The sequence below is a fragment of the Kribbella capetownensis genome (assembly GCF_004331485.1).
Taxonomy (GTDB): domain Bacteria; phylum Actinomycetota; class Actinomycetes; order Propionibacteriales; family Kribbellaceae; genus Kribbella; species Kribbella capetownensis.
Map to the genome: position 1 here is coordinate 245,119 of NZ_SJKD01000009.1, position 20,016 is coordinate 265,134.

The following is a 20,016-nucleotide window of genomic DNA, read 5'->3' on the forward strand; positions in this document are numbered from 1 at the left end:
TCCTCAGTTGGTCGGGGCGGAGTCGTACAGGTCCTTGTAGACCGCGGCGTCGTCGATCGGCCCGGCATACATGCGAACGTCGTCGGCCTGTCCGTCGATCGGACTGGCAACGCCGGCAACCATGCCGGTACCAACTCGCAGCAGCCCAGGTGCGTCCGCCGTCGGAGCGACGTCTGATTTCGCCGCCACCGCCTCCTCGCCGACGAACAGGGTCAACGTGTGCTCGCCGGAGTCGTAGACGCCGGTGAGATAGACCCAGTCACCGGCCAGGTACGACGTGGGCGGCGACACGACCGAGATGTCGCCGGATCCCTTCGGATTGGCGATCGAGAAAGACCACACGGCCTTGGGATCGCCCGGATCGGAGAGGTTCTGGCTCAGGACTCCCAGGGTGAAGCCGCTGGTGCCGGCGCGATCCTCGCTCAGGGCGATCTGACGCCCGGGCGTGTTGCCCAGCTTGACTCGCACGCTGGCGCTGAAGCTCCGGCTGGTGTCGACGATGTCGCTCGCCGGCGACCCCATCGTGGCGCCGCCGGTCAGCCCGACCGACCAGTCCTGATTCGGCACGGATGGATCCCACCGGTCGCCCTGCGCCCAGGTCGCGGTCGTGGCCAGGTTGAGCCGACGCCCGTGGCCGCTCGAGTCCGCTGTCGTGATTCCCGAACCCTCGTCCATCCTCCAGATGCCGACCGGGTCACCGGTCTTCACCTTGACGACTGCTTCGCCGTAGTCGACGCTGCGGTTCCCGACCCGGTCGTAGGCCCAGGCCCTGATCACCGTCGGGCCGGTCCTGGTGGCTGTGAAGGTGAAGGTTCCGGGACTGACCGGGATGTTCGGGCTGGTGGGCTCTTCGGTGTCGATGGTGTAGCGGAAGTAGTTCTGGTCGACGGCGGTCGCGCCGATCTTGACGCTGATCTGCTCCCCGAGCGAGTAGATCTTGTCGTCGCCCGACAGGATCGTGACCTCGGGTGGCGCGGGTTTGGACGTATCGATCGTGAACCAGCACATCGGCGACCAGGCCGAGTAGTCGACGCCGTCCCAGGCCCGAACCCGCCAGCCGATCAGCTTGTTCGGCAGCAGCGGAGCGACGTCGCCCTGGGGCGTGAAGTCCACCGTGCTGGTGGCCACCTTGGTGACGCTGGTCAGGCGCTGCGTCGCCGCCTGCTGGCCGTTGTACCAGAACTCGAAGCCGGCGCTGGCCGGCAGCTGGTCACCGTCCAGGATCTTGACGTGCGGGACCGGGCTGGTCTGGTTCACCCGCGCCGGGTTCTGATAGTCGGTCGAGCAACCCATGGTCGGATCCGTCGTACGCATCGCGGAGACCACCGGGAGCCGGTTGAAGGTGATGACGAGCGTCACCACCTTGTCGAAGCGCTTCCACGCCATCGAGTCGGTCTCACTGGCGGCGCGCAGTCCGAGGTGGACCCAGGCGCTGCGCGCGGCGGCCTGCTCAGCGACCGCGGTCAGCACGTCGAACTCGAGCAACTTCCCGCCCGGAGTGCATTCGTCGCGACCGACCGCATCGGTGACCGAGGCCAGCTTCTTGAGCCAGACGTTGGATCCCGAGCCATTGCTCCAGTCGACCTCGGTGTTGATCGCGGCGACCTTCCAGGCCTGAACCTCCTTCTTGTCACAGCTCGCGGCCCACGTCTCTTTCGCGCTGAACTTCGCGGTGAGGATGTGCGTGCCGGCCAGGCCCGACAGGCCCATCTTGTAGATGAGCCGCTTGCGGCTCCAGGGTTCGAACGACTGGTAACCCACGCCCTCCGGGCCCGCCCAGTTCCACGAGGCCGTGGTCGGGTAGTGCTCGTTCATCATCGCGCGACCGGACTGCCCCGCGTTGAAGGTCGGGTCGATGTGCAGCGGGTACTTCGTCGCGGCGTCGTTGACGAGCGCGGGCGCCGGACTCATGGTCAGCGAGTTCCGCGTCACCTTGACCGGGAGTTGCGCGACCTTGTCGCCTTCCAGCGGAGCCTCGGAGCGGTCGTCGTCGGTCGGTGCCGCCGCCCGGCCACGGGAGTCCCACATGACTGGTTGCGCCCCGCTGAACACCACCTTGCCGAGGTTGTCCTTCGCCTCGATCACGCCTCCCGGCGCCTTCGCGACGGTCAGCCCGGGAGCGTCGATCTTCAGGTCCAGGGCCTGGAGTTGCGGCAGGCGGGCAGCCACGGGCGTCTTGACGACCAGGACCTCGGTGTACGAGTCCGCCAGCGCCGTGATCTTCAGATCGACGTCCGGGAACACGCCCGGGTACGTGACGTTGTCACCGGCAACGACCGGCGCGGGCAGCGGGCCCGGCCAGCCGAGCGCGAGCTTGCGGTTGCCGGCGTTCATCACGATGAGCGGACCGGTGCCGCCGCCGGAGAACGTCATGTCGAGCGCGGTCGCCTTCGGCCGTACCCGTCCGTCAGCGCTCCTCTCGAGCGTCGTGTCGATGTCGACCCACTCGTTGCCACGCTTGACGCGCGCGGGAATGTTGGTCTGCTCCAGCGTGAACGTGCCGTCCGGGTTGGCGAACGTCTGCTCGGTCTCGGTGCGCTTCTCCGGCACCTCGACCCGTTTCCCGGTCGCCTTCGCACGCTTGGCCGGCGAGTCGGCGGCGGCCGCGTTCACCGCCGCCGGATGAGCCTCGGCGGGCGTCACGACCACTGCTCCGAACAACCCCACAGCCAGCGCGCAGGAACCTGCCACCGCACGCCGCGAACCAGTCTTCCGCCCCTTGGGCAGACCCCACCGATACATCGCGCCCCACCGCTCTCGACTCCCCCGAGCCATAGATGCGGAACGGATCCTAAGGAACGCACCCAGTGATCAACAGGTACAACCCATACAGTTCACCCATACAAACCGCACCGCTCCCTGCGCCCGGGATCCCCATCGGCGGATGCATGGATTCGGGGGGTGGTTGGCATTGGACGAGGGTTGGTGGGGCGGGGGACGGTGGTGGGGTGGATGTTGAGTTCGGGGTTTTGGTGGATGTCCGGGAGGAGGGGGCGGGGTACTCGGCGGAACGGGTCGACGAGGTGGTGGTTGCCGACCGGCTCGGGTTCGTGGGGGCCTGGTTGTCGGAGCATCATCTGGCCGCGGATGGCGTGTTGCCGTCGCCCTTGGTGATGGCGGGACTGCTCGCGGGACGGACGACGCGGATCCGGATCGGGACGAACGTGTTGGTGTTGCCGCTGCACCATCCGTTGCGGGTCGCGGAGGACGCGGCCGTGCTCGACCTGGTCTCGGGTGGACGGTTCGTGCTGGGGGTCGGTCAGGGGTACGCCGAGCGCGAGTTCGCCGCGTTCGGAGCCGATCGACGACGGCGCGGGGCACTGCTCGAAGAAGGCGTCGAGACGATCCGGCGGGCGTGGGCGGGCGAGCTGGCGGTGACACCGCGGCCTGGCCATCGGATCCCGATCTACGCCGCTGGAGTGACGGCACCGGGGCTGCGGCGGGCGGCGCGAGTCGGCGACGGGGTGATCATCTACTGCGCCACCCCGGCGGATCTGATCGCCCGGCGGGAACTGCTGGACGAGGTCGTCGATCAACCTCCGCCGTTGATCTGCACCGGGATCATGCACGTCGACGAGGACGCGGATCGCGCCTGGGCCGACGCGTCGCCCGGGATCGCTTACCTGGAAGGGGAAATCGCGTCGTACGGCGGGACCGAGCCACCGGCGCTGCGGCGGGAGGACTATCTGATCGGTACGCCGGAGGATGTCGCCGAGCGGCTGATCGAGTTGCACGCGGCGACCCGGTTCGTCCAGTTCGCGCACTGGTTGCGGCTTCCAACCATGTCGCACGAGGCGGCGCTGCGGTCTCTCGAATTGGTTGCAGCTCGGGTGATTCCCGCCGTACGGGCTGGTGCTGGAGGCTAGCTTGGGTGCAGGACGACCTGAGGAGACGGCGTGGGCGGGACGAGGGTCAGGCAGCGGGGACGGGCCGTGGTGGTTTTGACCGCGCTGGCGTTGGCGGCGGGGTGCTCCGATGACGGTGGAGCGACGACGGCGGGTCCCGGCACCTCCGCACCCAGTACGACGCCCGCACCGAGCAGCACCGGTACGACGTCCAGCGTGGCGCCGAGCACCAGTCAGCAAGGGCCGGTGAAGCTGACGGTGGCGTCGACGGTGGCGACCGGGATCGACGTACCGTGGGGGCTCGCGTTCCTGCCGGACCAGAGTGCGCTCGTGGCGGAGCGGGATTCGGCCAAGATCAAGCGGATCGCCGGCGGGCAGGTGAACGAGGTCGGCGAGGTGGACGACGTCGACCCGTCGTCCGAGGGTGGACTGCTCGGGCTGGCCGTGGATCCGGGGTACCCGGCTAAGCCGTACATCTACGCCTACTACTCCGCCGGCGACGACAACCGGATCGCCCGGATCACGTACCAGAACAACAAACTGTCCGACCAGCAGGTGATCCTCGACGGGATCCCACAGTCGGCGGTCCACAACGGCGGGCGACTGCGGTTCGGCCCGGACGGGTACCTGTACGCCGGCACCGGTGACGGGTCCGACCGGCCGAACTCCCAGGACGACGGGTCGCTGGGAGGGAAGATCCTGCGCATCACCACCGACGGCAAGGCAGCGCCCGGGAATCCGGACGGCCGGCTCTGGTTCACCAAGGGCCACCGCAACGTGCAAGGCCTCGCCTTCGACGGCAAGCAGTTGTACGCCGCGGAGTTCGGACAGAACACCTGGGATGAGCTCAACGTGATCACCGCGGGCACGAACTACGGCTGGCCGGCCGCGGAGGGCGTGAGCGGACTCGACGGCATGGCGGACCCGATCGCGCAGTGGCACACCAGCGACGCGTCGCCGAGCGGGATCGCGTTCGCGCAGGGACACATCTTCATGGCCTCGCTCCGCGGCGAGCGGTTGTGGGCCATACCAGTTGCCGACGGCAAGCGAACCGGTGAACCGCAGGCGTTCTTCACCAACCAGTTCGGGCGGCTGCGCACGGTCGAGGCCGCGCCGGACGGCTCGCTGTGGCTGACCACCTCCAACACCGACGGCCGCGGCGGCACCCGCGACGGCGACGACAGAATTCTCCGGATCACCATCAGCCGTTGACCGACAACCGTTTCAAGGCTTTGCGCGTCTGGTACTAGTGGGGGGAAGCCTTACAGCACAGCCGGTTGAGGGAGGAGTTGGTGATGCGGCCCGACCAGGTGTCCGTTGTCCCTAGCAGTGTGGTCGCTTCGGTGAGCACCTTCGAGGATGCTCAGCAGACGGTCAGCTATCTGCGCAGTTACGGGATGGAAGCGGGCAGCCTGGAGGTGGTCGGATCAGACCTGAGACAGGCGCGGAGAAAGCGCGTCGTCCCGGTCGCCAAGCTGACCGGCCTCGGCGCCTTACAAGGCGCGCTGCTCGGCATCCTCGCCGCCGTCTTCATCACCCTCGTCGCCGAGACGACCCTGACCGGCCTTGCCGTCGTCGTCTGGGGCTTCGTGTACGGCGCACTGATCGGTGCGCTGTGGGGATTGTTCCGGGGACTCGTGCGGAACCGGCCGGACGCGGTGACGACCGAGGTCGTGCCGACGCGCTTCGAGGTGCGCTGTCCGTCCGGGGAACTGTCGGTCGCGCGGACGCTGCTCGCGGACGCCACGGACGCCGACGACGACGGCCGGGTCGAACGCGAGGTCATCGCGAACGCACCCCACAAGGACAAGAAAGCAGCCTGAAACCGCGTCGGACCCCCGCAGGTGATACCCGCGGGGGTCCGGCGACCGGGCCTAGATGCCGAGCTTGGCGTTCAGCAACTCGCGGACCTTGGCAGCGTCCGCTTGACCGCGCATGTCCTTCATGACCGCGCCGATCAGGGCACCGGCCGCGGCCGGCTTGCCGGAGTTGACCTTCTCGACCACGTCCGGGTTGGCCGCGATCGCACGGTCGATGGCCTCGATCAGAGCCGAGTCGTCAGAGACCAGAGCAAGGCCGCGGGCCGCAATGATCTCGTCGATCGTGCCTTCACCCTTGAGCAGACCGTCGAAGACCTGACGGGCCAGCTTGTCGTTCAGCTCGCCCTTGTCGACCCGAGCCTGGACGTTGGAGACATCAGTCGGACTGATGCCCAGCTCACCCAGGTCCTTGCCACTCTCGTTCGCGGCGCGTGCGAGCTCACCCAGCCACCACTTCTTGGCGGCGGCGGGGCTCACGCCGAGGTCCACGGTCGTGACGATCAACTCGAGCGCGTTGCCGTTGATGACGTCGCGCATCTCGAGATCGGTGAAGCCCCACTCCTCCTGCAGCCGGACCCGGCGCAGTGAAGGTGCCTCCGGCAACGAGGCGCGGATCTCCTCGACCCACTCGCGCGACGGCGCGACCGGGACCAGGTCGGGCTCCGGGAAGTACCGGTAGTCCTCGGCGTCGGACTTCTCCCGGCCGGAGGTGGTGATGCCGGTGTCCTCGTGCCAGTGCCGGGTCTCCTGCAGGACCTTGCCGCCGGCGGACAGCACCGCCGCCTGCCGGGTGATCTCGTACGTCACCGCGCGCTCGACCGAGCGGAAAGAGTTCACGTTCTTCGTCTCGGTCCGGGTGCCGAGAACAGTCGAGCCGGAAGGCTTCAGCGAGACGTTCGCGTCACAACGCAGCGAGCCCTGGTCCATCCGGACGTCGGAGACGCCGAGCGCGAGCAGCAGGTCGCGCAGCATGCTCACGTACGCGCGCGCCACCGCGGCGGCCTTCTCCCCCGGCACCTCGATCGTCTTGGTGACGATCTCGATCAGCGGGATGCCGGCCCGGTTGTAGTCGACCAGCGAGTGCGAGGCCCCGTGGATCCGGCCGGTCGCGCCACCGACGTGGGTGGACTTGCCGGTGTCCTCCTCCATGTGGGCGCGCTCGATCTCGATCCGGTACGTCTCACCGTCGACGACCACTTCGGTCCACCCGTTGTACGCGATCGGCTCGTCGTACTGGGAGGTCTGGAAGTTCTTCGGCATGTCCGGGTAGAAGTAGTTCTTCCGGGCGAACCGGCACCACTCGGCGATCTCGCAGTTCAGCGCCAGGCCGATCTTGATCGCGGACTCGACGCCACGCCGGTTCACCACCGGCAGCGCGCCGGGCAGGCCGAGGCAGACTGGGCAGGTCTGCGTGTTCGGCGGCGCGCCGAACTCGGTCGGGCAGCCGCAGAACATCTTCGACTTCGTGTTCAGCTCGACGTGGACCTCGAGGCCCATCACCGGGTCGTACTGCGCCAGTGCGTCGTCGATCTCGAGGACGTCGGCGGTCATCGGGTCACCTCCAGCTCCGGAGCCTTGGTCATCAGTACGCCGCCCCACTGCTCGGCCAGCGCGGACTCCAGCGCGGCGCCGACGGTGTAGCACAGGTCGTCGCGCAGCACCGGCGCCATCACGTGGAAGCCGACCGGCATGTTGTCCTCGTCGGCCAGGCCACACGGGAACGACGCGGCCGCGTTGCCGGCCAGGTTGGACGGGATCGTGCAGAGGTCGTTCTTGTACATCGCGATCGGGTCGTCGATCCGGTCGCCGATCGCGAACGCCGTCGTCGGCGTCGCCGGCGAGACGAGGACGTCGACCTGGTGGTAGGCGTTCTCGAAGTCGCGGGCGATCAGCGTCCGCACCTTCTGCGCCTGGCCGTAGTACGCGTCGTAGTACCCACTCGACAACGCGTGCGTGCCGAGCATGATCCGGCGCTTCACCTCGGCGCCGAAGCCGGCCTCACGGGTCAGGTTCATCACCTTCTCCGCGCTGTTCGTACCGTCGTCGCCGACCCGCAACCCGTACCGCATCGCGTCGAACTTGGCCAGGTTGGACGACGCCTCGCTCGGCAGGATCAGGTAGTACGCCGGCAGCGCGTACTGGAAGTGCGGGCAGGAGACCTCGACCACCTCGGCGCCGAGCTTGGTGAGCAGCTCGACCGCCTCGTGGAAACGCGCCTCGACACCCGGCTGGTATCCCTCGCCGCCGAGCTCCTTGACCACGCCGACGCGCAGGCCTGCCACGTCACCGTTGCGGGCCGCCGCGACGACGGCCGGGACCGGCTGGTCGATCGAGGTCGAGTCCATCGGGTCGTAGCCGGCGATCGCCTCGTGCAGCAGCGCCGCGTCGAGCGTCGTCCGAGCACACGGTCCAGGCGTGTCGAGCGAAGACGCCAGCGCGATCAGCCCGTACCGCGAGGTCCCGCCGTACGTCGGCTTGACCCCGACCGTCCCGGTGAACGCGCCGGGCTGCCGGATCGAGCCGCCGGTGTCGGTGCCGATCGCGAGCGGTGCCTCGTACGCCGCGAGCGCGGCCGACGACCCACCGCCGGAACCACCCGGGATCCGGCCGAGGTCCCACGGGTTGTGGGTCGTGCCGTACGCCGAGTTCTCCGTCGAGGAGCCCATCGCGAACTCGTCCATGTTGGTCTTGCCGAGGATGACGATGCCGGCCGCCTTCAGCCGCTTCACCATCGTCGAGTCGTACGGCGGCTTCCAGCCCTCGAGGATCTTCGAGCCGGCCGTGGTCGGAATGCCCTCTTGGGTGAGCACGTCCTTCAGCGCCAGCGGGACACCGGCCAGCGGCGCGAGCTCCTCGCCCGCCGCCCGGCGCGTGTCCACTGCGGCGGCCTGCGCCAGCGCGCCCTCGGTGTCAATATGCAGGAACGCGTGCACGTCAGCGTCGACGGCGGCGATCCGGTCCAGATGCGCCTGGGTGATCTCCACCGAGCTGGCCTGGCCGGACGTCATCAGCTCCGCGAGCTCTGCCGCGGTCTTGCGGATCAGGTCACTCATGTCAGTCCTCCTCCAGGATCCGCGGCACCCGGAATCGCTGCTCCTCGGCGGCCGGCGCACCGGACAGCGCCTGCTCGGGTGTGAGGCACGGCACGTTCTCGTCCGCGCGCATCACGTTGGTGAGCGGGAGGGCATGCGAGGTCGGCGGGATGTCGTCCGCGGCCACCTGGCTGACCTGCCCGACCCAGGTGATGATCTGGTCGAGCTGCGGTGCGAGGTGGTCGAGCTCGTCGTCGGTGAGCTCGATCCGCGCCAGTCGCGCCAGGTGCGCGACCTCTTCGCGGGTAATCGATGGCATGAACTGATCCAATGGTTTCTTGAGGATTGACCGGGGTGAATTCGGCCCGGACCCGGCCATCCTAGTGGGCTCGTGTATCGGCTGCGTTTCCTTGTCCCCCGGGCTGTGGACAACGCTGCGTGTTCGATCGCCGAGAGGGCCGGGCGTGTCTTCGGGTTCCGCTCTGTAACATGGGCCACGACAGGGCGTTACGCGCAAGGTGATCGGCTGGGAGATGATCGTTCGGTGTTCCTGCTGCGCTTGATCATCCCGGACCGGCCCGGTTCGCTCGGCACCGTGGCCACCGCCCTCGGTGAGGTGAACGCCGACATCCACGCGATCGAGATCGTCGAGCACCGCCGTGAGAACGGCACCGCCGTCGACGACATCGTCGTGGACGTGCCGACCGGCGTACTGCCGGACCGACTCGTCTCCGCGTGCAACAGCGTCGCGGACGTCGAGGTCATCTGGTTCTCCCGGTACGGCGCCGGCGGCGGACTGCACATGGACCTCGAGGCCGTCGAGCAGATGACGTCTGCTCCGGCCGACGCGATCGACATCCTGGTCGAGCAGTCACCGGCCGTGCTGCACGCCGACTGGGCCGCGCTGCTCGACGGCACGGGCAGTGAGGTGAAGGTCGCGCTCGAGACCAGCGCCACCCCGGAGTTCGGTGACGTGGCCGCGACGTGGCTGCCGCTGAAGAAGGCGACCACGATGGCGTCTCCGCTGGAGCACAAGGGTCTGGCGGAGTCGGTCTTGGTGGCGGCGCCGCTGGAGTCCGACCTCCGCATGCTGGTCATCGGGCGTCGTGGCGGGCCGGAGTTCCTGGCCTCCGAGGTGGCCCGGCTCAGCTACCTGGCGTCGTTGGCCGTCACCATCCGCGCCACGGCCTGACCGCCCAAGCGCACAGCGTCGTACGACTCGCCGTCGTTCGGCTCGCCTACGTGAACTTGAAGTAGGCGAGCGTCCACAGCCCTGCGATCACCAGCAGGACGACGACCCCGACCAGGGCCACGATCAGGATCGCCTGGCTGTTGCTGCCGGTGCGCTCCGGGAGGTCGAACTGGGTAGGCCCCCAGGGCCCACCGCCGTCGACCCGCTGGGATGCCTCGGGCGGCGGTTTGACCACCGCCCGGGCATCCCGCTTCTCGCGGGGGAACTTCATCCGGCCTCCGTTGTGCGCTTGCTCAGACGTAGAAGGTCTCGTAGCTGACCGAGATCCGCTGCGAGGCGTAGTCGTCCTCGCTGTTGCCGGTGATCTCGACCCGCCATCCGGCCACATAAGCAGCGTACGACTTGCCGTCACTGTGCTTGTCGACGTACTCCTTCACCGCGGCCACGTCCTCGCCCTTCAGCGCGCCGAACGCGTCGTTCACCGCGGCCGGGAACGCCGTCTTCACGTCCGCCGGATCGCCGGACGCGCTCACCTCGAGCGACCGGATGCCCTCGCCCTTGCCGGCGTAGGAGTAGACCCGCTGCGAACCGTACTTGCCGACCTGCTTGCTGCAGGAGCTCGTGCAGACGTACTTCTTCGTCTTCAGCGCGGCGACCAGCTGCGGCTCGGTCGTGTCGAACGCCTTTCGCGGCAGGTCGAGCGAGTCGGCGCCGGACTTGCCGCCGGACAGCTGCAGGTCGTCGCCGTCGTTGCGCAGTTCGAACTCGCCCCAGCTGCTGCCGACCTTCTGCGACTTCTGGCCGGTCTTGACCGCGTCCTGGATCTTCTTGACCTCGCCGCCGCCGAACGTGTCGTTGCCGATCGCCTGCAGCGCGGCGTCGAAGGTGACGCCGGCGTTGTTGACGTTGTCCTCGTTCTGCGACCGCAGCAGGACGCCGAGGATGGTGCCGTCCTTCTGGAACTGGAAGACCGCCTCGGCCTCGGTGGCGCCGTCGTACTTGAAGCAGCCGCGGTGTGCACCCTGGTCGGTGTTGAACAGGTCGCTGCACCGGAACCCGATGCCCTGCAGCTTCTCGGTCGCGGTCTTCGCCTGACCGGTCGACTCGCCGAGCGAACCGTCGTCCTCGCCGTTGCTCTGGTTGCCGGTCGGCTGCGACTGCCCGTTGGTGGGACCCGCCTCGGGCTTGTCGTCACCGCCGAGGGCGCGGACACCGAGGAAGATCAGCAGTCCGATCAGCACGATGCCGACGACACCGCCACCGATCACCAGCGGCATCTTGTCCTTGCTGATGCCACCGGGACCCTTGCCGGAACCGCCCTGCTGCCACTGCTGCTGGCCGGACTGACCGCCTTGCTGCTGGTGCCAACCGCCCTGCTGCTGGCCCTGCTGACCCCACGGCTGCTGCTGGTAGGAGCCGCCGCCTTGCTGCTGCTGCGGGGAGCGCTGACCCCAACCGCCCTGGCCCTGGCCCGGTTGATCCTGCTGACCCTGACCGGGCTGGCCCTGCTGAGGCGGCTGCTGTGCCCACCCGCCACCCTGCTGCGGGGGCTGCCCTTGCTGCGGAGGCTGCCCTTGCGGGGGCTGCCCCTGCTGCGGCGGCTGGCCTTGCTGCGGGGGCCCTTGGCGTGGGGGCTGACCCTGTTGCGGCGGCTGCTGCGGGCGCTGCCCCCAACCGCCACCACCCTGGCCCGGCGGCTGTTGTCCCCAGCCGCCTTGACCTCCCTGTCCCCCTTGCTGCCCGCCCGGCTGGCCCCCCGGCTGCCCAGGACCCCACGGTCCCTGCGGCGGCGTCGTCATATTCGCTCCTTCTGAACCCACGTGTAGACGTGCAAAGTTAACAGTCCGACGGCTCAGTCCGGCCGCCGGATCCGTGGAATCCGGTGCGTTATGCGTCTCCGGGTTCGGGGGTGGTCGCAACCGCGGCGGCAGCGTCCGCGCCTTCGTCCAGCAGGACGCGGAAACCGGGGGCATCGAGGATCGGTACGCCGAGCTGGACGGCCTTGTCGTACTTCGAACCCGGCGAGTCACCGACCACCACGAACGACGTCTTCTTCGAGACCGAACTGGCCACCTTGCCACCCCGGGACACGATCGCCTCGGTCGCCTCGTCGCGGCTGAACCCCTCGACGGTCCCGGTGACCACGATCGACAGACCGGTCAGCGTCTGCTCGACGGTCGGACCGGTCCGCTCCTGCCGCAGCTCGACGCCGGCCGCCTTCCACTTGTCCACGATCGCCTGGTGCCAGTCGACGTCGAACCACTCGATCACCGCGTGCGCGATGGTCGGTCCGACGCCCTCGATCTCGGACAGCTCTTCCTCGCTCGCCGCCCGCACCGCGTCGATGTCGTCGTACACCGCGGCCAGGGCCTGGGCCGCAGTCGGCCCGACGTGGCGGATCGACAACGCGACCAGGCCGCGGGACAGCGGCTGGGTTTTGGCCTGCTCCAGATTCGCGATCAGGCGCTGGGCGTTCGCCGACAGCGCCCCGGCCTTGGTGGTGAAGAACGGACTCCGGGCCAGGTCCTCCTCGGTCAAGGCGAAGAGGTCGCCTTCGTCCGTGATCAGGCCGCCACTGATCAGTGCGTCCGCGCCCTTGAACCCGAGCACCTCGATGTCGAACGCGGACCGCCCGGCCAGGTGGAACAGCCGCTCCCGCAACTGCGCCGGGCAGGACTTGTTGTTCGGGCAGCGGATGTCGACGTCGCCTTCCTTCATCGGGCGCAGCGTCGTACCGCAGGAGGGGCACTCGGTCGGCATGACGAACTCGTGCGCGTCGTCGGGCCGCAGGTCGATCACGGGGCCGAGGATCTCCGGGATCACGTCGCCGGCCTTGCGCAGTACGACGGTGTCGCCGATCCAGACGCCCTTGCGCTTGACCTCCTGCGCGTTGTGCAGGGTCGCGAACTCCACCGTCGACCCGGCCACCCGGACCGGCTCCATCTTCCCGTACGGCGTGACGCGGCCGGTGCGGCCGACGTTCACCTCGATGTCGAGGAGCTTGGTGGTGACCTCCTCCGGCGGGTACTTGTACGCGATCGCCCAGCGCGGCGCGCTCGAGGTGGAGCCGAGCGCGCGCTGCAGGTCGACCTCGTCCACCTTCACCACGACGCCGTCGATCTCGTGGTCGACCGAGTGCCGGTTCTCGCCGTAGTACGCGATGAACTCGTTCACCTGGTCGAGCGTCTCGACCTTGCGGGCGCGGTCACTGACCGGCAGGCCCCACGCCTTCAACTGGTCGTACGCCGACGACAGCCGCGCGACGTGGTACCCGTCGACGCGGCCGAGGCCGTGGACGACGAAGCGCAGCGGGCGGTTCGCGGACACCCGTGGATCCTTCTGCCGCAGCGAACCGGCGGCGCTGTTGCGCGGGTTCGAGAACGGGTCCTTGCCGGCCTCGACGAGTTGGGCGTTCAGCTCCTCGAAGTCCTCGACCCGGAAGTAGACCTCGCCGCGGACCTCGAGGAAGGCCGGGTGGTCGTTGCCTTCCAACTCGTTCGGGATGCTCTTGATGGTGTGGACGTTCGGCGTGACGTCCTCACCGGTGCGGCCGTCGCCGCGGGTGGCGCCGGTGACCAGGCGCCCGTTCTCGTAGACCAGGTCGAGGGCGAGGCCGTCCACCTTCAGCTCACACAAGAAGCCGCTGTCGTGGATCTGCTGGACGGTGACCTCCCGCTCCAGCCGCTTCGCCCAGGCCTCCATCTGCTCGGCGGAGAAGGCGTTGCCCAGGCTCTCCATCCGGGTCGGATGCCGCACCGGGGTGAACAGGGTGGAGATCGGTACGCCGACCTTCTGCGTCGGTGAGTCGGGTGTGCGGAGCTCGGGGTACTGCTCCTCGATCGCCTGCAACTCGTGCATCAGCGCGTCGAAGTCCGCGTCCGAGATCGTCGAGGTGGCCAGGTAGTACCGCACCCGGTGGTCCTCGATCTCCTTGCTCAAATCGGCATGCCGCTCCCGCACCTCAGCCGGCGCAGCAGGAATCTCCGTGCTCATGTGCAGAACTTACAGGGACCTACCGACGTTTCAGCTGTTCTCCGCGGCTTCGGCGACGGCATCCGCGGTACGCCGCAGGAGTTCGAGGCGGGACCGCGCATCGGCTGGAGACGGGGAGGCAGCCAGTCCACACGCGGGTGTGATGACGACCTTCTTGAGCAGCTCAGGGTCGAGACCGAGTTCACGCCAGCGACGGACCAGCGGGCCGGCAGCCTGCTCCTCGTTCGGCAGAGCGCCGGTCGTCGGGATCAGGCCTGCGTACAGGGTCGTTCCGGCCTCGGCCGCGATGGCGATCTGATCCCAGGCAGCGTTGTTGAGCAGCGAGATGTCCACGGCGACCCCGGCTGCACCGGACTTGGTGAAGACCTCGATCGGCGGTCGCGCAGCGCAGCAATGGATCACTGTCGGTGCCTGCGTGGTCACGAGACTGAGCAGCTCGACGGCACCCGGACCATCCACAGACCGGTGCTTGCTCCAGCCACTAGCGGTAGGAACGGCTCCAGCCAGCACAGCAGGCAGCCCCGGCTCATCGATCTGTACGACGACCTCCGCACCCGGCACACGACGTCGTACCTCGGCCACATGGTCACTCAGGCCCAACGCCAGCGTCTGAGCGAGGTCCCGGCGGGCACCGTGGTCCGCCAGCACCTTGTCACCGCGCGGCAACTCCACTGTGGATGCCAGGGTCCACGGACCGGTGAGCTGCAGCTTCAGTGGCCCGGTGTAACCGTCGGCCAACTCTTCGAGCGCATCCAGGTCCTCAGCCAGCAGCGAGCGCGCCCGCCGCTGGTCCAGGCTGGCCCGCGGATCGCCACCTCCGGTGAGCCGCCAGCCGGCCGGCTGCAGGTCGGCAGCGAGCTCATTCAGTACGGCGACCGCACGGCTGAGCATGTCGCCGTACGGCCGGGACGGCAACTCGGCGAGGAAGGGGATGTCGACAGCCTCGAGCAGCACCTTCGTCCACTCGCGAATCTCATCGCCCGGGAGCGACCCCAGGCCGGTTGTGCTCATCCACGTCCTCGCTTCGCTCCGGGCGCGGATGAGACACGAGGTCGGCCGTGCTTGATGATGAACTCACTGCGTTCGTTCATGCGTGCTGCGCCGCCACGCGCGAGACCGTGTCGATCGTGGCCGACCCGATCACGCGTGTCCCGTCGTACAGCACGACAGCCTGACCGGGCGCGACAGCGGACGTCGGCTCGTCGAAGGAGACCTGCACCTGCTCACCCTCGAGACGGGCGGTGACGGCGACCTCCTCACCATGCGCGCGCAGCTGAGCCTTGACGTGCAGCTCGGAGTCCGGCGCGGGTCCGCACCACCGCGGCTTCGAGGCGGTCAGGTGTGAGACGGCCAGCTCCTCGCGCGAGCCGACCGTGACGGTGCGATCCACCGGGCTGATGTCCAGCACGAACCGCGGCTTGCCGTCGGCGGCCGGCGTACCGATCCGCAGGCCCTTGCGCTGGCCGACGGTGAAGCCGTGCGTGCCCTTGTGCTCGCCGAGCTTGTTGCCCTGCGCATCGACGATGTCGCCGGGCGCCTGGCCCAGGTGCTGATCGAGGAACCCCGGGGTGTTGCCATCGGCAATGAAGCAGATGTCGTGGCTGTCCGGCTTGGCCGCCACCGACAGCCCGAGCCGCTCGGCCTCGGCCCGCACCTCGGTCTTGACCGTGTCACCGAGCGGGAAGAACGCGTGCGCGAGCTGCTGCTGGGTGAGTACGCCGAGCACGTAGGACTGGTCCTTGGCCGGATCCACCGCCCGGTGCAACTCGCGGGCGCCGTCCGGGGTGTCCACGATCCGCGCGTAATGCCCGGTCGCGACCGCGTCGAAGTCGAGCGCCAGCGCCCGCTCGAGGACGGCGCTGAACTTCACCTTCTCGTTGCAGCGCAGGCACGGGTTCGGAGTCCGGCCGGCGGCGTACTCGCTGACGAAGTCCTCGACCACGTCGGCGTGGAACCGCTCGGCCAGGTCCCAGATGTAGAACGGGATGCCGATCACGTCCGCGGCCCGGCGGGCGTCGCGGGAGTCCTCGATAGTGCAGCAGCCGCGCGCGCCACTGCGGTACGACTGCGGGTTGCGGCTCAGTGCCAGGTGCACTCCGACCACGTCGTGCCCGGCCTCGGCCATCCGCGCCGCCGCGACGGCGGAGTCGACCCCGCCGCTCATGGCTGCGAGTACCCGCATCAGGTGTTCCTTCCCACGTTCTGCAATCCGGCGGACTTCGCCCGCTCCACCACCGGTCCGATGTTGTCCAGTACGGCGTCGATGTCGGCGCGGGTGCTGGTGTGGCCGAGGGTGAACCGCAGCGATCCGCGCGCCCGCTGGTCGTCGTACCCCATGGCCAGCAGGACATGGCTCGGCTCGGCGACCCCGGCGTTGCACGCGGAGCCGGTGGAGACCTCGATCCCGCGTGCGTCGAGCAGCAGCAGGAGGGAATCGCCCTCGCAGCCGCTGAAGGACAAGTGTGCGTTACCGGGCAAACGGTTCGCGGGGTCCCCCGACAACTTGGCGCCCTCGACCGTGGTGACCACACCGCTGATCAGCGCGTCCCGCAGCTCGGTCAGCCGCCGCGCCTCGTCCGCCTGGTGCTTCACCGCGTGCTCCACCGCGACCGCGAAGCCGGCCGTCGCAGGAGCGTCCAGAGTGCCGGAGCGTACGTCGCGCTCCTGCCCGCCGCCGTGCAGGATCGGCGTCAGCTTCGTCTCCTTGTGGACGACCAGCGCACCTATCCCATAAGGACCACCGAGCTTGTGGGCGGACACGGTCATCGCGTCGACGCCCAACTCGGCGAAGTCGACCGGCACCTGCCCGACCGCCTGGACGGCGTCGGTGTGCACGGGGACGCCGTACTCCTTGGCGATCTCCGCGATCTCACGCACCGGCTGCAGGGTGCCGACCTCGTTGTTCGCCATCATCAACGTGACGAACGACACGGACTCCGGGTCCTGCTCGATCGCCCGCCGTACGTCGTCCGGCCGCACCCGGCCGAGCTCGTCGACCGGCAGCCACTCGATCTCGGCGTGCTCGTGCTCGGCCAGCCAGACGGCCGGATCGAGTACGGCGTGGTGCTCGATCCCGCTCAGCAGGATCCGGCGCCGGCGCGGATCCTCGGCCAGCCGGGCCCACCACAGCCCCTTCAGGGCCAGGTTGTCCGACTCGGTCCCGCCAGAGGTGAACACGACCTCGCTCGGCTGGGCCCCGAGCGCCGCGGCGATCGTCTCGCGCGACTCCTCGACGGTTCGCCGGGCGCAGCGGCCGGAGCCGTGCAGGGACGACGCGTTGCCGGTGCGCGCGAGGTGGAAGGTCATCGCCTCGATCGCTGCCGGCAACATCGGGGTCGTCGCCGCGTGGTCCAGGTACACCGGGCGGCGGTCGGAAGCAGTCATATCGGTTTCAAGGGTATGTCCGCTGCCGTTGTTCCCGCTCATCCGGGCCGATTCACAGCTCCAGCGTGACCTTCTGCTCGAATCGGGCCCCGATCCGCTCGAACGCGGCCGCTGCCTGGGTCATCGCCGCCGGGTCGCCGGTCTGCCGGGCCCTGATCCGGAGTACGACGGCGTCCGACCACAGATTCTCGGCAGCCGCGGCCAGCTCGACGTAGCGCTCGGCGTCGGCCAGTCCGGCGACCACAGCCAGCTCGGCGCCGGCGGCGTGGGCGTACGGGCCCCACCAGGGCTCAGGGAAGTCCGCGAAGGCTCCTCGGACCACCGCCCCGGCGGCTCTGGTGTCGTTGCGGTGGAGGGCCAGGCGCGCGGCGACGAACGCGGACGCGGCCTGCAGGTCCGGAGCCGTGGCCGGAGTGCGGACGTGAGCCATCTCCAGTGCCCGAGCGTGCCAGACCGGTTCCCGTTCCGTGCCGAGCAGACCGTGCGCGAGCGCGGCAAGACATGCGGCCGACGACATCCAGGCGTGCTGCGGGCGGCCGGCGGACTGCCAACTGCTCCACATTTCGTCGGCGCTTCGGATCGCCTCGTCGAACAGGCCGCCCAGGGTGAAGGCACGAACCTGGCGTGGGCCGACGATGAACGGATGCCCGTGCATGGGGTCATCGGTCAGCCGCGCCAGCCGGACCGCCTCGACCACGTCGCCGACCGCGACAGCGGTCGCCGAGGCGACGTGGAAGGCGTCCACGATCTCCGCGCACGCCCGCGGGTCGTGCTCCGGCAGGGTCGCGGCCAGTTCGAGCCGCTCGACCGCTGCCCGGCGCGCGTCACGCAGGCGGCCGGCAGTGCAAAGGGCTGCGCTGTACGCGTCGAGCGCGTTCATCACGGCCAGTGGGTCCTTCGACCGCCGGGCCGCCGCGACGGCAGTCTCGGCAGGCTCCAGCTCGAGGCGCGCCGCCCAGGCCCGCGCGATGTCGACCTGAACCGTGTCCGCAGCGGCCGCGATCAGGCCGGCACCACGGTCGGCCGGGAGCGGAGGCTGGACCTCGTAGCGGTTCATCATCATGACGACGTACGCGAGGGCTTCCTGCTGAAGCTCAGGGTTGCCTTCGGCGGCGGCGTGGTCCGCCGCGCGCAGCATCAGGTGATACGCCTGCGTGCCGTCGGCAACAGTCAGCGTCGCGTCGGCCGCATCCCTGAGGTCGTCGTACAGCTCTGCGGCATCGGTCGCGTGGGCGGCGGCAGTGAGGTAGTGGTCATGCGCCTCGACGAACCGCTTGCGGGCGAAGGTCAGGTGAGCCAGGCGCCGAGCCAACCGGCGTACGTCGGCCTCCGGGTGACTGACCGCTGCCCGGAGATCAGCGGTGACCTGGTCGAACTCGGCCTGCCACTCCTCCCCCGCTTCGAGCCGCTTCTCTAGGTCCCCGGCCGCGGCATCGGCCCAGGCAAGGTGCAGTACGGCGACCTCGTCGTACTCACCGGATCGGTTGAGCTCTTCGAGTGCGTAGACGCGGACTGTCTCCAGCATGCGCCACCTGCTCGCGCCTGCGTGCTGGCTGCGATGCAGGAGGCTCTTGTCGGTCAGACGACCCAGCAGGTCACTCAGCTCGCCGCGGGAGCTTGCGGGCGCCACTCCGCTCACAGTTGCCAGGTCGAACCCGCCGACGAACACTCCGAGCCGCCGGAACAGTGCGCGCTCGTCGTCGTAGAGCAGGTCGTAGCTCCAGCCGATGACCTGAGCCAGCGAGTGGTGCCGCTCGTTCGGCCCGCGTCCTCCGGCCAGGAGCCGCAGACGATCGTCCAGCGCGGCCAGCAGCCCGTCCGGCCCCAGCGAGCCCGCCCGTGCGGCGGCCAACTCGATAGCTAGCGGTATTCCGTCGACTCCGGCACACACTTGCGCCGCGACGTCTGTGGGCTCAGCTGCCGTGAACTCCGGTGCGACGAGCGCGGCCCGGTCCCGGAAGAGTTGCTCGGCCTCGGATCCCTCCAGCGGTCCCAGCCGCAACGGCCGCTCCCCCGCCACACCGATCCGCTCCCGACTGGTCGCCAGTACGACGGTCTCGGACGCCTCGGTGAGGATGCGGGCCACCAGATCGCCCACGTCCTCCACCACGTGTTCGCAGTTGTCGAGCACCAGCAGGGTCCGGCCCTGAGTAAGTCGTCCCATTACTGCGTCGGTGAGCGTCTGCGGTGGTTGCTCTCGCACCTGGAGTGCTTCCGCCACGGCTGCGACGACGAACCCAGGTCGCACCGGGACCAGGTCGACGACCGCTCCGCCATACGAGTAGTTCTCGCCGACCTCGGCGGCGACCCGCAGGGCCAGACGGGTCTTGCCGACGCCGCCTGGACCGAGGAGGCTCACCAGCCGGTTGGTGTCGAGGGCGGTGAGGAGTTCGGCGCGGTCCTGCTCGCGGCCGACGAAGCTGGTGCCTGGACCGGTCGGTGCAGTGAACCCGTGCGCTCGGGCCGGGCCCACGCCTTCCAGTTCGGCCAGTCTGGCCAGTTCACGGCGGTCCGATACGCCGTACTTGCGCAGCAGTGACGAGACGTGGCTCTCGACCGTGCGGACGCTGATGTGCAGGTGCCGCGCGATCTGGGCGTTCGAGCGGTCGCCGGCCAGCGCGGACAGGACCTCGGCCTCCCGCGCGGACACCTCTCTCGGACCAGCCACCGCCCCATCATGCCCTGGCCATGGTGCGTTCGGTGGCGGTTCCGTGGCCGCTACTGAGGACAATGCGTGGGGTCCGATGCGA

The 20,016-nt window shown here is 69.1% G+C and carries 16 protein-coding genes; 5 read left to right on the plus strand and 11 right to left on the minus strand.

Annotated elements, in window-relative coordinates; genetic code table 11:
- Positions 1-3 precede the first annotated feature (3 nt).
- Entirely contained in the window at positions 4-2,643 is a 2,640-nt protein-coding gene (locus tag E0H75_RS34230) for a LamG-like jellyroll fold domain-containing protein (protein WP_131517848.1), read from the minus strand.
- Between the two features lie 305 nt (positions 2,644-2,948).
- On the opposite strand from E0H75_RS34230, the gene E0H75_RS34235 reads away from it, so the two are divergent.
- From E0H75_RS34235 to E0H75_RS34245, 3 genes are all read left to right on the plus strand, one after another.
- Positions 2,949-3,866: an LLM class flavin-dependent oxidoreductase gene (locus tag E0H75_RS34235; RefSeq protein WP_165554220.1), complete on the plus strand. Its 918-nt coding sequence runs from the start codon at positions 2,949-2,951 to the stop codon at positions 3,864-3,866.
- A gap of 66 nt (positions 3,867-3,932) precedes the next feature.
- Positions 3,933-5,057, plus strand: coding sequence for a PQQ-dependent sugar dehydrogenase (locus E0H75_RS34240; RefSeq protein WP_238163435.1), 1,125 nt, complete (start codon positions 3,933-3,935; stop codon positions 5,055-5,057).
- Between the two features lie 131 nt (positions 5,058-5,188).
- Complete coding sequence (locus tag E0H75_RS34245) at positions 5,189-5,668, plus strand: hypothetical protein (RefSeq protein WP_131517851.1); 480 nt, start codon at positions 5,189-5,191, stop codon at positions 5,666-5,668.
- A gap of 51 nt (positions 5,669-5,719) precedes the next feature.
- Here the strand turns inward: E0H75_RS34245 and gatB are convergent, their stop codons facing one another.
- The 3 genes from gatB to gatC are packed head-to-tail and all read right to left on the minus strand — an operon-like array spanning position 5,720 to position 9,016.
- Positions 5,720-7,216, minus strand: coding sequence for an Asp-tRNA(Asn)/Glu-tRNA(Gln) amidotransferase subunit GatB (gene gatB, locus E0H75_RS34250; protein WP_131517852.1), 1,497 nt, complete (start codon positions 7,214-7,216; stop codon positions 5,720-5,722).
- A complete protein-coding gene (gatA, locus tag E0H75_RS34255) occupies positions 7,213-8,718 on the minus strand; it encodes an Asp-tRNA(Asn)/Glu-tRNA(Gln) amidotransferase subunit GatA (RefSeq protein WP_131517853.1) in 1,506 nt (501 codons plus the stop codon). Before gatA ends, gatB begins: the two co-directional genes overlap by 4 nt.
- A gap of 1 nt (position 8,719) precedes the next feature.
- Positions 8,720-9,016 carry an Asp-tRNA(Asn)/Glu-tRNA(Gln) amidotransferase subunit GatC gene (gene gatC, locus E0H75_RS34260; RefSeq protein ID WP_131517854.1) on the minus strand — a complete coding sequence of 99 codons (297 nt, stop codon included), beginning with the start codon at positions 9,014-9,016 and terminating at the stop codon, positions 8,720-8,722.
- 225 nt (positions 9,017-9,241) lie between these two features.
- Here gatC and E0H75_RS34265 point away from each other — a divergent pair, with 225 nt between their 5' ends.
- The gene (locus E0H75_RS34265) at positions 9,242-9,889 is read left to right on the plus strand and encodes an ACT domain-containing protein (protein ID WP_131517855.1); all 648 of its coding nucleotides are present in this window, start codon (positions 9,242-9,244) and stop codon (positions 9,887-9,889) included.
- 46 nt (positions 9,890-9,935) lie between these two features.
- Here E0H75_RS34265 and E0H75_RS34270 read toward each other — a convergent pair whose 3' ends face one another.
- The gene (locus E0H75_RS34270; RefSeq protein WP_131517856.1) at positions 9,936-10,160 is read right to left on the minus strand and encodes a hypothetical protein; all 225 of its coding nucleotides are present in this window, start codon (positions 10,158-10,160) and stop codon (positions 9,936-9,938) included.
- A gap of 22 nt (positions 10,161-10,182) precedes the next feature.
- On the minus strand, positions 10,183-11,166 hold the full coding sequence (locus E0H75_RS34275; RefSeq protein ID WP_238163436.1) for a hypothetical protein: 984 nt from the start codon (positions 11,164-11,166) through the stop codon (positions 10,183-10,185).
- 75 nt (positions 11,167-11,241) lie between these two features.
- Here E0H75_RS34275 and E0H75_RS44365 point away from each other — a divergent pair, with 75 nt between their 5' ends.
- Positions 11,242-11,703, plus strand: coding sequence for a hypothetical protein (locus E0H75_RS44365; RefSeq protein WP_238163437.1), 462 nt, complete (start codon positions 11,242-11,244; stop codon positions 11,701-11,703).
- 73 nt (positions 11,704-11,776) lie between these two features.
- Here the strand turns inward: E0H75_RS44365 and ligA are convergent, their stop codons facing one another.
- The 5 genes from ligA to E0H75_RS34300 form a co-directional block, all read right to left on the minus strand.
- Positions 11,777-13,882, minus strand: coding sequence for an NAD-dependent DNA ligase LigA (gene ligA, locus E0H75_RS34280; protein WP_131517858.1), 2,106 nt, complete (start codon positions 13,880-13,882; stop codon positions 11,777-11,779).
- A gap of 30 nt (positions 13,883-13,912) precedes the next feature.
- Positions 13,913-14,893 (minus strand): uroporphyrinogen decarboxylase/cobalamine-independent methonine synthase family protein, encoded by a 981-nt coding sequence (locus E0H75_RS34285; RefSeq protein ID WP_131517859.1) that lies wholly within the window; start codon positions 14,891-14,893, stop codon positions 13,913-13,915.
- A 76-nt stretch (positions 14,894-14,969) separates the two neighbouring features.
- A complete protein-coding gene (gene mnmA, locus E0H75_RS34290) occupies positions 14,970-16,064 on the minus strand; it encodes a tRNA 2-thiouridine(34) synthase MnmA (protein ID WP_131517860.1) in 1,095 nt (364 codons plus the stop codon).
- Positions 16,064-17,266 carry a cysteine desulfurase family protein gene (locus E0H75_RS34295; RefSeq protein WP_131517861.1) on the minus strand — a complete coding sequence of 401 codons (1,203 nt, stop codon included), beginning with the start codon at positions 17,264-17,266 and terminating at the stop codon, positions 16,064-16,066. Before E0H75_RS34295 ends, mnmA begins: the two co-directional genes overlap by 1 nt.
- A gap of 52 nt (positions 17,267-17,318) precedes the next feature.
- Positions 17,319-19,934 carry an ATP-binding protein gene (locus E0H75_RS34300; protein ID WP_131517862.1) on the minus strand — a complete coding sequence of 872 codons (2,616 nt, stop codon included), beginning with the start codon at positions 19,932-19,934 and terminating at the stop codon, positions 17,319-17,321.
- Between the last annotated feature and the right edge of the window lie 82 nt (positions 19,935-20,016).